A 12581-nucleotide genomic window follows, 5' to 3' on the forward strand; every position below is an offset into this window, starting at 1 on the left:
GTACATTTATTTTCTATCTTTTTGATTTTATTTGGTTTATTTAATTCTCGTTCTTCTCCTTTGCATAGTTACGCAGTTTTTAGTCAAAAGTATCTGATTAAAGATGAAGGAAAACTGCATGCTTTATCATTTTGCCTTTCTCTGGTCTGACTAGCCTGGTTTTAGCCCTTGGCGCTCTAAGTAAAACTTGTTATAACAGACGTATAGAGCTTTGTTGTTGAAGTTTTCAGCAGTCTGCTTCGGACAGGTTTACCCTACAAAAGCACCTGACGGAACAACGAAAACATCAGTGTGAGTTCTGCTAAACAGTGACTATACCCAAAGTAATTGGAGTTGCAGGGAGGCGACAAGTGCGCGAGACCCCAGGAGCATAGTCGTCCTATGTGACTGGGGCGAGAGCGCGCAGGCAACAAAGCTGCAGCTTCAAGTACGAAGGGTATACACTGGTACGATCTGAAAATTAGTAGTTCTAAAGGGCTGGCTTGCTCTTTAGAATGAGCCACCTTTTGGGTTGCACCACAACTCATAACAAATAGAAAAACATAGCCCACAGGGCATACTTACCTACTCATGGAACCTCTACCTATGTCAGATTTTCGAGAACAGGCGCTGAAGTATCACGCCGAGCCTAAACCGGGAAAAATCAGTATTGAAATCAGTAAAGCTGCTGAAACAGTCAAAGATCTCGCGCTGGCGTACAGCCCAGGTGTGGCTGAACCTGTGCGTGAAATTGCCAATAATATAGACGATGTTTATAAATACACCGGCAAAGGTAATTTGGTGGCTGTCATTAGTAATGGCACCGCTATTTTAGGTTTAGGTAACTTAGGCCCTATGGCATCCAAACCTGTAATGGAAGGCAAAGCCTTATTATTCAAGCGTTTTGCTGGCCTTGATTCTATAGATATAGAAGTCACGCATCGTACTACGGAAGAGTTTATTAACACAGTGGCCAATATCGCCGACACTTTCGGTGGTATTAATCTGGAAGATATTAAGTCGCCTGAGTGTTTTGAGATTGAAAAAGAGCTAATAAAACGCTGCAATATTCCGGTTTTTCATGATGATCAGCACGGCACAGCTATTGTGACAGCTGCAGGTTTATTGAATGCGCTGGAAATTCAGGGCAAAGACATCAGTAAAGTGGTTATTGTTTGTTTAGGCGCAGGTGCAGCGGCTATTGCCTGTATGGAGCTGCTGATAAAATGTGGTGCGAAACGCGAACATATTTATATGCTCGACACTAAGGGCGTGATCCATACCCGTCGTAACGATTTGAATCAATACAAAGAGCTGTTTGCCAATAACACCGACAAACGCACATTGGAAGAGGCAATGGATGGCGCTGATGTATTTGTTGGTGTGTCTGGACCTGATGCTCTGCCTGCTGAAACCTTAAAATTGATGGCCGATAAACCGGTGATTTTCGCCTGTTCGAATCCGGATCCAGAAATTAAACCTGAACTGGCGCATGCCCAGCGTAGCGATTTAATTATGGCAACGGGTCGTTCGGATTACCCGAACCAGGTTAATAACGTCTTGTGTTTCCCCTTTATCTTCCGTGGTGCTTTGGACGTGCGTGCCAAAGTGATTAATGATGAGATGAAACTGGCAGCAGTGCAGGCGATTCGTGCTATTGCCAAAGAACCAGTATCTCAGGCTGTGCTAACAGCTGCCCAAGTAGATAAACTGGAGTTTGGTGCTCAGTATATTATTCCAAAGCCCATGGACCCACGTTTATTATCCCGCGTCGCCCGTGCAGTGGCTGAAGCCGCTGTGGCATCAGGAGTGGCGCGTTTGCCAATGCCTGAAAATTATATGGGGTCAGAACTTTAGTTCTGACCCCAATGTACGGTATTCGCTCCGGATTGAACAATCTGGTTTGAATTGACAAGCTGATCTGTGGGTCAGAGCCAAGGCTCTGATCCGGTATTACTCTTCGTCTGAATCCGCTTCCTGGATCACAGGAATTGGCTTACCCATACTGGTTAAAATGTTACGCACTTCCACTGGGATCTGATGTGGGTTGTCTTTGCGTAAGTCTTCATCTGCCGGCAAAGGCTGGCCAGTGAAGGCATGCAAAAACGCTTCACATAATAATTCGCTGTTGGTGGCATGACGCAGGTTATTCACCTGGCGGCGGGTTCTTTCATCTGTTAACACTTTCAAAACGTTCAACGGGATTGAGACTGTAATCTTTTTCACCTGTTCGGACTTCTTTCCGTGTTCCGCATAAGGGTGAACATACTCACCATTCCACTTTGCCATAGGGATACCTTGATTGAATTTAGTTATGTGGTCTGCTGACCTTTTCTACGTTGTCGCGCACGTAAACGTAATTGGGCGAAATTTTACTTCTTTATACCCCCGAGTACAAACTCTGCGCAAGATTTAATAGTACAGACGTCTAAATGTTTTGACTTCTTATTTTTGCTGAGTATACTTTTAGACGTCTAAACATCTAAATTTGAGGTTTTTTATGAGCAAACCACATTCAGCCACAGTAGCTGCCCGCGCCGGAATAGCGCAGGACTCTGCTTATGGTGCTGTGACGCCGCCTTTGTATTTAACCTCAACTTATGAACTCAAAGCTTTTAAGCAGCCGGGCAAATACGATTATTCGCGTTCTAATAACCCAACACGAGATTTATTAGGCGACGCATTAGCAGAGCTGGAAGGTGGGGCTAAGGGGTTAATTACCGGCACTGGTATGTCGGCCTGCTTGTTGGCGCTGCAATTGATTGGCCCGGAAGATACCTTAGTCATTCCGCATGATTGTTACGGCGGCAGCTATCGTTTATTCCTGAATTTAGCCACTCGTAAAAAAGCCTTTCAACTGGTGGTCGTCAATTTCCAGCAAACCGACTGGGCAGAACAAGTAAGAGCAGCACAGCCGAAAATGATTTGGGTGGAAACGCCAAGTAATCCATTGCTACAAATTACGGATGTCAAAGCCGCTGCTGAGCTGGCAAAAACACTAAACGCTATTCTGGTGGTAGACAATACCTTTTTATCACCGGCTCTGCAAAATCCTATCGCGCTGGGTGCTGACATAGTGGTGCATTCCACTACGAAGTTTATTAATGGCCACAGCGATATAGTTGGTGGTGCTTTAATTACCAAAGACGCCGCAGTGGGTGATGAGCTGAAATGGTGGGCTAACTGTTTAGGTGTCACTGGTGGTGCTTTTGATGCCTATCAAACCTTACGTGGCCTGCGCACTTTGCTGCCGCGAATTAAACAACATCAGCACAATGCCGAGCTGGTGGTGGATTTCCTGCAAAAACAGCCGTTGGTGGGGCGGGTTTATTACCCAGGCTTAAAAGACCATCCGGGTCATGCCATTGCCAAAGCACAACAGCACGGTTTTGGTTCGATGCTGAGTTTTGATTTAGCCGCCGATGAAGCCTATCTACCAGTGTTTTTTGCAGCCCTGCAGTGTTTCACTTTGGCTCAGTCTTTAGGTGGTATTGAAAGCTTAATCTGCCACCCAGGTTCTATGACTCATGCCTCTTTAGATGCAGCTACACAAAAAGCTGCAGGTATAGGCCCGACTTTAATTCGTTTATCTGTAGGTATTGAAGAGGCTCAGGATTTAATAGCCGATCTGGCACAGGCTTTTGCTGCTGTAGATGCGGCTGTCAAACAAAACACTAAAACACAACAGGTTCAGTCAGAGCCCGCAGTTGCAGATCCTGTAAAAAACGAACAACAGCAATTCAGATTAAACCCGGCACTTAGTGTGTTGTGGTAGGTGGCGAGTGATGAGTAGTACCTTAAATCATAAAAATACAGTGCATAAATTCGGTGGCAGCAGCTTAGCCAGTGCTGAGCGTTTTTCTGCAGTCGCAGCTATTGTGGCAAAAGAGCCACAAGCCTGGGTGGTGGTATCAGCCCCTGGCGACACTACGGATGAATTACTGGCGCTCATCGACAGCCGTGAACAACCAGAGCTGTTTGCTGCGCTGTTACAGCAACTGACTGAAAAGTTGAGCTTACTTATTCAGCGCACTTTAAATGAACAAAACGCGGCTGTGCTTATCCGCAAAGTACAGAGCTGGTTGGCTGAAGTGCCGGGCCATTTGGCGACTAACCAATTTAACGATGTATTGGCCACAGGTGAGCGTTTATCCAGCCAATTATTGGCGGCTTTACTGAATCAACAAGGCTTAGCGGCTACAGCTATCGATGCCCGTGACTTTTTACGTTTGGACGGCAATGAAGTGCAATACGAGGTGTCCTCTTCATGGCTGGCCCCTTTTGAAACCAATGGTATTAAAGTAGTAACAGGCTATATAGCCCGCGATTTACAAGGCAACAGCATTACTTTGGGCCGCAATGGCAGTGACTATTCTGCCACTATAGTAGGCCGTCTGGTTAAAGCTCAGGCTATTCATATCTGGACTGATGTCGATGCCATTTATAGCGCCGACCCACGTAAAGTTCCTTCAGCCCGAGCTTATCGTCAGGTGCCATGGCAACAGGCTTTAACTTTGGCTCAGCTGGGAAATCCGGTGTTGCATGCCAAAACCTTAAGTCCTTTATTGGATGCACCGGCGGAATTGATAGTGCGCAGCAGTTTTGAGCCGAATCACCCTGGCTGCAAAGTCAGCCAACAAGCCGCTATTGAAGTGCAGTTTTTAACTGACTTAACACAGGCGGCCTTAGTGACAGTGCCGGATAACTGCAAATTAACTGCTGCAGCTGTGGCTTCCGTCTTACAAATTACAGTCTTCGCCGCACCTAAGGCGTTAAATCAATGGATAGTCGCCAGCCATCAGGTGGATACTTTGTTAAGTTATCTGGCGGGACAACAAGTTTTTGCCCGGGTGAATCCTCAGACTTTTCATGCAGTGGCCTGGGTCAAGCCAGCAGCTCGCCAGCAGAAACAAGTCAATGCTGTAGCAGGGCGTTGGTTAGACCGTCAGCAAGCTGCTTTTCATTTTGAAGATGAGCAACTGGCATTATGGTTATTTCAGCCTGCCTTAACTTCGTTAGAGCTAACAGAGCTACATCAATTATTACTGCCAACTCAGGTCCAATTGAATGTGGTGGTGGCTGGTACTGGTAACGTGGGGGCAGAATTTCTAGCTTTGTTAGCGAAACAGCAACAAGCCTTTACGGGGCAAATTGAGTTAAAACTGGCAGGGGTATTGAATTCCCGTCAGGCACTTTTTGCCGAAAAAATTGATATTCACAATTGGCAACAGGCGCTGGCTCTGGCTCCTGCTTATACAGAAGCTCAGTTGGAGCTGGCACTGCAGCAGTTACCTGAACCTAAAGTGTTGGTGGATTTAACCCCAAGCCGTGCTTTTGCTGAGCGTTATCCGCAGTTTATCAACGCAGGTTTAGACCTCATCAGCGCCAATAAACAAGGTGTGACTTTGCCACTGGCGCAGTATCAACAGATTAAACTAGCGGCTGAACAGCAGCAGGTGCAGTGGCTGAGTAATACCACTGTAGGTGCAGGTTTGCCAGTACAACGTTTATTGCAGGAATTAAAAAGCAGCGGCGATACAGTACATCGCATCAGTGGTATTTTCTCCGGTACTTTGTCCTGGTTGCTGGCAAAATTTGATGGTAGCAAAGCTTTTTCGGATTTTGTCTCAGAAGCGCAGCAATTGGGCCTGACTGAACCCGATCCACGCGATGATTTATCAGGTAAAGATGTGCAACGTAAATTGCTGGTGCTGGCCCGTGAGCTAGATTTAGCTTTGGATATAGACCAGATTGAATTACAACCTTTATTACCCGCTTCGTTAAGTGCTGGCAGCATGGATGACTTTTGGGCGGGGCGTGAAGTGCTGGATCAGGAACTGGCAGCACTGCAACAACAAGCAGCTGCAGCGGGTAAAGTCTTACGTTATGTCGCCGATTTAAAGATAGCAGCAGGCAAAGCCAAGGCGCAGGTGTCCTTGGTGGCGGTAGAACAGACAGATCCGCTGGCAGCCATTTTGCCTTGTGACAATATTTTTGTCATTGAGTCCGACTGGTATCAACAGAATCCGTTGGTGTTAAAAGGCCCAGGCGCAGGTCGTCAGGTGACGGCTGGTGGTGTGCATGCCGACTTAGCCATTTTAGCCAAACAAAAAATTGCCGCTGCCAAAGCAGCTAAACATAGTCAGGCTCAGGCCGCAGCCTGGGTGAAGTGAGAAATAATATGTCTTTTGTCAGCGCACAGTATTTAGAATCCATGAACCGCAACCTGCAGGATGTGGCAGGCAAGGTCAACGTTAGCTTTGAGTTTTTTCCGCCTAAAACAGAACAGATGGAAAACACTTTATGGCAATCGATTGAACGTTTAGCGCCTTTGGCACCTTCTTTTGTTTCTGTGACTTATGGTGCCAACTCAGGCGAACGTGACCGTACCCACGACATTATTAAATCGATTAAACAACGTACCGGCTTAATAGCTGCACCGCATTTAACTTGTGTGGATGCCAGCCGTGCTGAACTTGAGCGTATTGCTAAAGACTATTGGGACAATGGCATTCGGCATATTGTTGCTTTGCGTGGCGATTTACCGCCAGGCAATAAAGAAAAACCAGCTTTGTATGCCGCGGATTTAGTTGAAATTTTACGTTCAGTGGCTGACTTTGATATTTCAGTGGCGGCTTACCCTGAAGTTCACCCTGAGTCACCCAATGCGCAGTTTGATTTACTGAACTTAAAACGCAAAGTCGATGCTGGCGCGTCCCGTGCTATTACCCAGTTCTTTTTTGACCCTGAAAAATACTTACGTTACCGCGACCGCTGTGCTGCTATTGGTATAGATGTAGAAATAGTACCGGGCATTTTGCCTGTGACCAACTTCCAGCAGCTGCAAAAATTCGCCACTATGACCAATGTGGCTATACCAAGCTGGATGAATAAGGCCTACGAAGGACTGGAGCAGGATGCCACTACCCGTAACCTTGTGGCCGCCAACATCGCCATGGAGATGGTCAAAGTATTAAGCCGTGAAGGCGTGAATCACTTCCACTTCTACACTTTGAACCGCAGTGAACTGACTTACGCTATTTGCCATTTATTGGGTGTACGGCCGCAGAGTGCCATTGCCTGAGATTATTCATAAGATGAACGACAGATGCTTTCTCAGTCTGAAGTTCAGCACTGAACAACAACGGCTGCTGCATGCTTATCAGCAGCCTGCACTGTGTCAGAATGCCAAGTGGCATTCAGTCAACAACCTGCATCTGACCTTGGTATTTTTAGGTCAGCAAGCTTTCACTGTGCAACAGCAGTTATGGTCACAAAGCCTTGAACTGCTAAGTCAACTACCACCTTTTGAACTTTGTTTTGACCAGTTGAATCAGTTCAGCCGTGCCCAAGTGCTGTATCTGGGCCTGTCTGAACCACCCGAAGCTATGATGGCACTACAGCAAAAACTGCAACAGCTGGCTTTGCCTTTTCTGAATGCGCCTGTACCGGAAATTTTCGTACCTCATGTTACCCTGGCGCGTAAGTTTCAGTCTGTAGATGCTTTTCCTTTAACTGTTGAGCCATTACGCCTGTTTTGCACAGAAGTGGCCTTGTATCACTCCATCAGTACAGAGCAGGGCGTAAGCTATCAGAGTGTCGAAACTTATACTTTAGTCCCAAAGAGCTAAATCGTTATGCTAGATCAACACCTTAGCAGCTAGACTTAGTTACACTCAGCTTGTGTTTTGCCACTGGACGGATTCAGATGTCGCACCGCTCTTATTTGTTTTCTTTACGTATCGGTCATGCGCTACGGGAATCTCTGGCTGAAGGCTATAGCTTTGGCGCTTTTAAGCTGGATCTAATGGCTGGTATCACTGTTGGTATTATCGCCATCCCACTGGCGATGGCGCTAGCGATTGCCAGTGGTGTACCGCCGCAATACGGTTTGTATACAGCCGTTATCGCCGGTTTTTTAATTGCGCTGACCGGTGGCTCAAGGTACAGCATTAGCGGGCCTACCGCTGCTTTTGTAGTGATATTGTATCCTGTAGCCCAAAGTTATGGCCTTGCTGGGTTACTGCTTGCCACCATTTTGTCTGGGGTGATGCTGATCATCATGGCCGCTATGCGTTTCGGTCGTTTTATCGAATATATTCCCGAAGCTGTGACCTTAGGTTTTACCAGCGGTATTGCTGTGGTGATTGCCACTTTGCAAATCAAAGATGTGTTTGGTTTACCAATCGACAAGCTGTCTGAACATTATCTGGAAAAACTACAGCAACTGTCTTTCGCTTTACCCGATCTGCATTGGCCATCCTTGCTGGTCGCTGTAGTCACTTTAACTGTGATGTGGCTCTGGCCAAAACTCAAACTGCCTTTACCACCCCATTTACCTGCCATAGTGGTTGCAACTTGCTTGGCCCTGGCGCTTGCTCACTATGGGCTGGAGCTAGATACCATAGGCAGTCGTTTTAGCTATTTATTGCCTGATGGCTCGCAAGGGCAGGGCATACCTGCCGTATTACCCGAATTCAACTGGCCCTGGCTACAGGCCGGCCCGGACGGCCAAGAGTTGCAGTTCAGCACTCAAATGGTAAAAGACTTATTGGCAGCAGCTTTTGCGATGGCGATGTTAGGCGCTATTGAGTCTTTGCTTTGCGCCGTAGTCTTGGATGGTATGACAGGACGCAGACACAGCGCCAACAGCGAATTATTAGGCCAGGGCATTGGCAATATAGTAGCGCCATTTTTAGGCGGCTTTACTGCAACAGCTGCTTTAGCCCGCTCTGCTGCTAACGTGCGTGCTGGTGCTCAATCGCCTATAGCTGCTATGGTCCATGCCTTGGTGGTGTTATTGGCTTTGCTGGTGCTGGCACCTGTATTGGCCTATCTACCTATGGCGGCTATGGCCGCTTTGTTGTTGGTGGTGGCCTGGAATATGAGTGAAGCGCCTAAAGCTGTACATCTGCTAAAAACAGCGCCCCGTAACGACATTATTATTTTCCTGATTTGTTTTGGCTGTACTGTGCTGTTTGATATGGTCATTGCTATCAGCTGTGGCATGGTGATAGCGGCCTTCTTCTTTGTGAAGCAAGTGGCCGATATGACTCGTGTTGCGGATATCAGTCATAACAGAAAATACCTGCTGGCGCCTTTGCCTGCAGGCTGGAAAGCATTTCGCATCAGCGGCCCTTTGTTTTTCGCCGCAGCCGACCGGGTGTTTGGTGAGCTATCGGTCAAACTCAAACAACAACAAGGCGCTATTTTAGTGATGGATGCCGTGACTTTGATGGATGCCGGTGGGCTCTCAGCTTTTACCAAACTGGTCAGTCTGGCTGAAAAGCAGGGCACGCATTTATTGGTAACTGATTTAACCTTTCAACCGCTAAAAACTCTGGCCAAAGCTAAGGTGCAACCTTTGCCTGGTATTTTGAGTTTTTATTCAAGCTTAGCTGATGCGCTTAATGGCCTGCCGGGCCAAAGCAGTGATCCGCAAGGCGAAGCTGTGGGGCTTTGATGTATACCCAAGTTACTTGAAGGTGCGGCGAGGCGACAAGCCAGTGAGACCCCGGGAGCATAGTTAACCTATGTGACCGGGGCGAGATGGCGACGTCAACAAAGCGGCAATTTCAAGGACGACGGGTATATTCTTACTTCTGCCTTGGGGCATTTTGGTCTAAGCTGTGGTCTTTCTGCAGTGGATCGGGTGCTTGTTTGAATTTATGAATCAAATAAAATAAAAATTCACTAATTCAGCATAATAATTCTTGAAACTGCATGGCGAAGCCACTACACTGGCCACACTTTTTTGGCGTGGCCTTAATTTATTATTTTTGTTTTCGGAGACTCAGCGACCTATGTCCACTCAATCCACTTCCCCTACCACCAAACTGCGCAGCGCTGTCTTAGGTGCTGCCGGCTATAGCGGCGCCGAACTGGCCGTTATGTTGGCACGGAATCCGTATTTTGAGTTGAGTTACGCTTTTGCATCCGCTGGCCGCGCTGCTGAACCTTTTTCGAATTTATATCCACGTTATCAAAACGTTGTGGATGTAGTGGTTCAGCCGTGGACAGATGATTTAGTGGAAGATTTAGCAGGCAAACTGGATGTGGCTTTTTTAGCTTTACCACATGAAGTCAGTGAAGCTGTTACGCCTTTATTACTGGCCAAAGGCATAGCCGTGTTTGATTTATCCGGCGCTTTCCGTTTAAAAGATCCGGCTTTGTATCCTAAATATTATGGCTATGAGCATCAGCATCCGGAACTGCTGGAGCAAGCTGTGTATTCACTGATGGAGTGGCTGGATAAGCCGTTGCCACAGCTGGTGTCTGTGCCTGGTTGTTACCCCACAGCTTGTTCGCTGGCGTTATTGCCTTTATTAAAAGCAGGTTTAGTGGCTGATGGCTGCATTCCTGTGATCAACGCCACCAGCGGTGTGTCAGGTGCTGGCCGTAAAGCGGCATTAAGCACCTCATTTTGCGAAGTGGGCTTGAATGCCTATGGCTTCTTTAAACACAGACACAGACCTGAAATCGAGCAGAACTTAGGCCGTAAAGTGGTGTTTACGCCGCATTTAGGCAACTTTAAACGTGGCATTCTGGCCACCAGCGTGGTGACTTTAAAATCTGGTGTGACTGCAGAGCAAGTATCTGCCGCTTTCCAGCAAGCTTATGCAACTAAGCCATTGGTGCGTTTAGTCAAACATTCGCCCAATGTAGCTGATGTCGCAGGTACGCCATTTTGTGATATCCACTGGCAGCAGGACGGTGAGCAACTGGTGATTGTGTCCGCTATTGATAACTTGCTCAAAGGTGCTGCTGCACAAGCGATGCAGGCGGCCAATATCAAATTTGGCGCTCCTGAAACCGCGGGTTTATTTGCAGGAGCAGCAGAATGAACCAGACGCCTTTAGTACTTAAAATGGGTGGCCGTTTATTACAGGATCAGGCCGCTTTAGATGCCTTATTAAAAGTTTGTGCCCAGTTAAAAACTCAGTATCCGATCGTGCTGGTGCATGGCGGTGGCGATCAGGTCGATCAGTGGCTGGCCAAATTTGGTTTCGAGACTCAAAAAATTGATGGCCAGCGGGTATCACCAGCCGAACAAATGCCAGTGATCACCGGTGCTTTAGATGGTGCTGTTAATGCGGATATGGTGGCTCGTGCAACCTTACAGGGGTTAAATCCTGTGGGTTTAAGTCTGGCAGCAGGTGGTAGTTTAGCTTTTGATATTAATCACAAATTAGGCGCTGTTGGTATTGCCAGACCTAATAATCCACTGCTGCTGAATACCTTATTGGCTCAGGGTTTTACCCCTGTATTCAGCTCTATTGGTTTAAGTGCCGATGGTCAGTTACTCAATGTGAATGCCGATATTGCCGCCGCTGCTATTTGTCAGTTAGTACAAGGTCAACTGGTGTTACTGACCGATGTGCCAGGAATTCTCGATGCCAATATGCAGCTCATCCCAACTTTAACTGCAGCAGAAGCCCAGCAACTGGTTACAGATGGCGTGATTAAAGGTGGCATGAAAGTAAAACTGGATGCAGCGCTCGAAACAGCCCAAGCACTGAAACGTAATATTACAGTGGCAGGATGGCAGCATCCGGACGATTTATTAAAGTTGATGCAACAAGAAGCAGTAGGTACTTGCATCGTGTATTGATCCCGAAACAAAACACACCATAAGGGTGTGTTGCAACGATAAGGATGCCGCCTAGCGGACATGCAGTGTGTTTTTATGAGTAAATTAACCCAGCTTTTATGTTTAGCTGAATTAGATCAGAACCAATTATCCGACCTTCTGGAGCTTGCGCTTCAGATCAAACAAAACCCAGCGCAGTACAGCTCTGCGCTCAAAGGCAAAAGCATTGCCTTGTTGTTTGAAAAACCTTCTTTGCGAACCCGCGTCAGCTTTGATGTAGGGATCAATAAATTAGGTGGTCATAGTGTCTATCTGGATCAGCAAAACGGAGCTATGGGCGTACGCGAATCAGTGGAAGATTTTGGCAGTAACCTGGCCTGTTGGTGTGATGCCATAGTGGCGCGGGTCTATTCTCAGAAAACATTAGTGCAGCTTTCGCAAAGCAGCAAAAAACCAGTGATTAACGCACTGAGCGATTTGTACCATCCTTGTCAGGCGCTGGCCGATTTGTTGACGTTAAAAGAGCATTATGGCGATTTAAGCAAGGTGCATCTGGCTTTTGTCGGCGACGGTAACAATGTCTGCCACTCGCTGATGTTAGGCGCTGCCATTATGGGCATGACGCTGACTGTGGTCACACCACAAGGCTTTGGTCCTGATGCTCATGTATTGTTAAAAGCTCAGGCGATAGCAGAAAAAAGCGGCGCTAAACTGACTTTAAGTCAGCATGTGTCCGCAGCTGCAGGCGCTGATGCGATTTACACCGACACCTGGTTGTCTATGGGCGCTAAGGCCGACCCTAAACTGGTCGAGAACCTGTTTGCACCTTACCAAATAAATACTGCAGTGATGCAGCGTTTAGCCATCAAACATTTTATGCACTGCCTGCCAGCACACCGTGGGCATGAAGTGACCAGCGAAGTGCTGGACAGTGATAATTCCTTAGTGTTGCAGCAGGCAGAAAACCGTATGCACGCTCAGAATGCCGTATTAGTCAGTTTATTTAGTTGAG

At 47.2% G+C, this 12581-nt stretch carries 10 protein-coding genes; 9 read left to right on the plus strand and 1 reads right to left on the minus strand.

Annotated features, from left to right (window positions below; translation table 11 throughout):
- The first annotated feature begins 585 nt into the window (after positions 1–585).
- Positions 586–1836 (plus strand): malic enzyme-like NAD(P)-binding protein, encoded by a 1251-nt coding sequence (locus tag IEW88_RS09670; RefSeq protein ID WP_147904029.1) that lies wholly within the window; start codon positions 586–588, stop codon positions 1834–1836.
- 96 nt (positions 1837–1932) lie between these two features.
- Here the strand turns inward: IEW88_RS09670 and metJ are convergent, their stop codons facing one another.
- Positions 1933–2268: a met regulon transcriptional regulator MetJ gene (metJ, locus tag IEW88_RS09675; protein WP_008900448.1), complete on the minus strand. Its 336-nt coding sequence runs from the start codon at positions 2266–2268 to the stop codon at positions 1933–1935.
- Positions 2269–2479: 211 nt separating this feature from the next.
- Here metJ and metB point away from each other — a divergent pair, with 211 nt between their 5' ends.
- From metB to IEW88_RS09715, 8 genes are all read left to right on the plus strand, one after another.
- Positions 2480–3754 carry a cystathionine gamma-synthase gene (gene metB / locus IEW88_RS09680; protein WP_147904030.1) on the plus strand — a complete coding sequence of 425 codons (1275 nt, stop codon included), beginning with the start codon at positions 2480–2482 and terminating at the stop codon, positions 3752–3754.
- A gap of 10 nt (positions 3755–3764) precedes the next feature.
- Positions 3765–6152, plus strand: coding sequence for a bifunctional aspartate kinase/homoserine dehydrogenase II (gene metL / locus IEW88_RS09685; RefSeq protein WP_147904031.1), 2388 nt, complete (start codon positions 3765–3767; stop codon positions 6150–6152).
- 8 nt (positions 6153–6160) lie between these two features.
- Complete coding sequence (metF, locus tag IEW88_RS09690) at positions 6161–7063, plus strand: methylenetetrahydrofolate reductase (protein WP_147904032.1); 903 nt, start codon at positions 6161–6163, stop codon at positions 7061–7063.
- Positions 7064–7076: 13 nt separating this feature from the next.
- On the plus strand, positions 7077–7610 hold the full coding sequence (thpR, locus tag IEW88_RS09695; RefSeq protein WP_188713507.1) for an RNA 2',3'-cyclic phosphodiesterase: 534 nt from the start codon (positions 7077–7079) through the stop codon (positions 7608–7610).
- Between the two features lie 77 nt (positions 7611–7687).
- Entirely contained in the window at positions 7688–9442 is a 1755-nt protein-coding gene (gene dauA / locus IEW88_RS09700; protein ID WP_147904034.1) for a C4-dicarboxylic acid transporter DauA, read from the plus strand.
- A gap of 340 nt (positions 9443–9782) precedes the next feature.
- Complete coding sequence (gene argC / locus IEW88_RS09705; RefSeq protein ID WP_147904035.1) at positions 9783–10823, plus strand: N-acetyl-gamma-glutamyl-phosphate reductase; 1041 nt, start codon at positions 9783–9785, stop codon at positions 10821–10823.
- Positions 10820–11590, plus strand: a complete 771-nt coding sequence (gene argB / locus IEW88_RS09710; protein ID WP_147904036.1) for an acetylglutamate kinase — start codon at positions 10820–10822, stop codon at positions 11588–11590. The genes argC and argB overlap by 4 nt, the downstream gene beginning before the upstream one ends.
- A gap of 75 nt (positions 11591–11665) precedes the next feature.
- Entirely contained in the window at positions 11666–12580 is a 915-nt protein-coding gene (locus IEW88_RS09715; protein ID WP_147904037.1) for an ornithine carbamoyltransferase, read from the plus strand.
- Position 12581: the final 1 nt, after the last annotated feature.

The organism is Rheinheimera tangshanensis (genome assembly GCF_014645135.1).
GTDB classification, from domain to species: domain Bacteria; phylum Pseudomonadota; class Gammaproteobacteria; order Enterobacterales; family Alteromonadaceae; genus Pararheinheimera; species Pararheinheimera tangshanensis.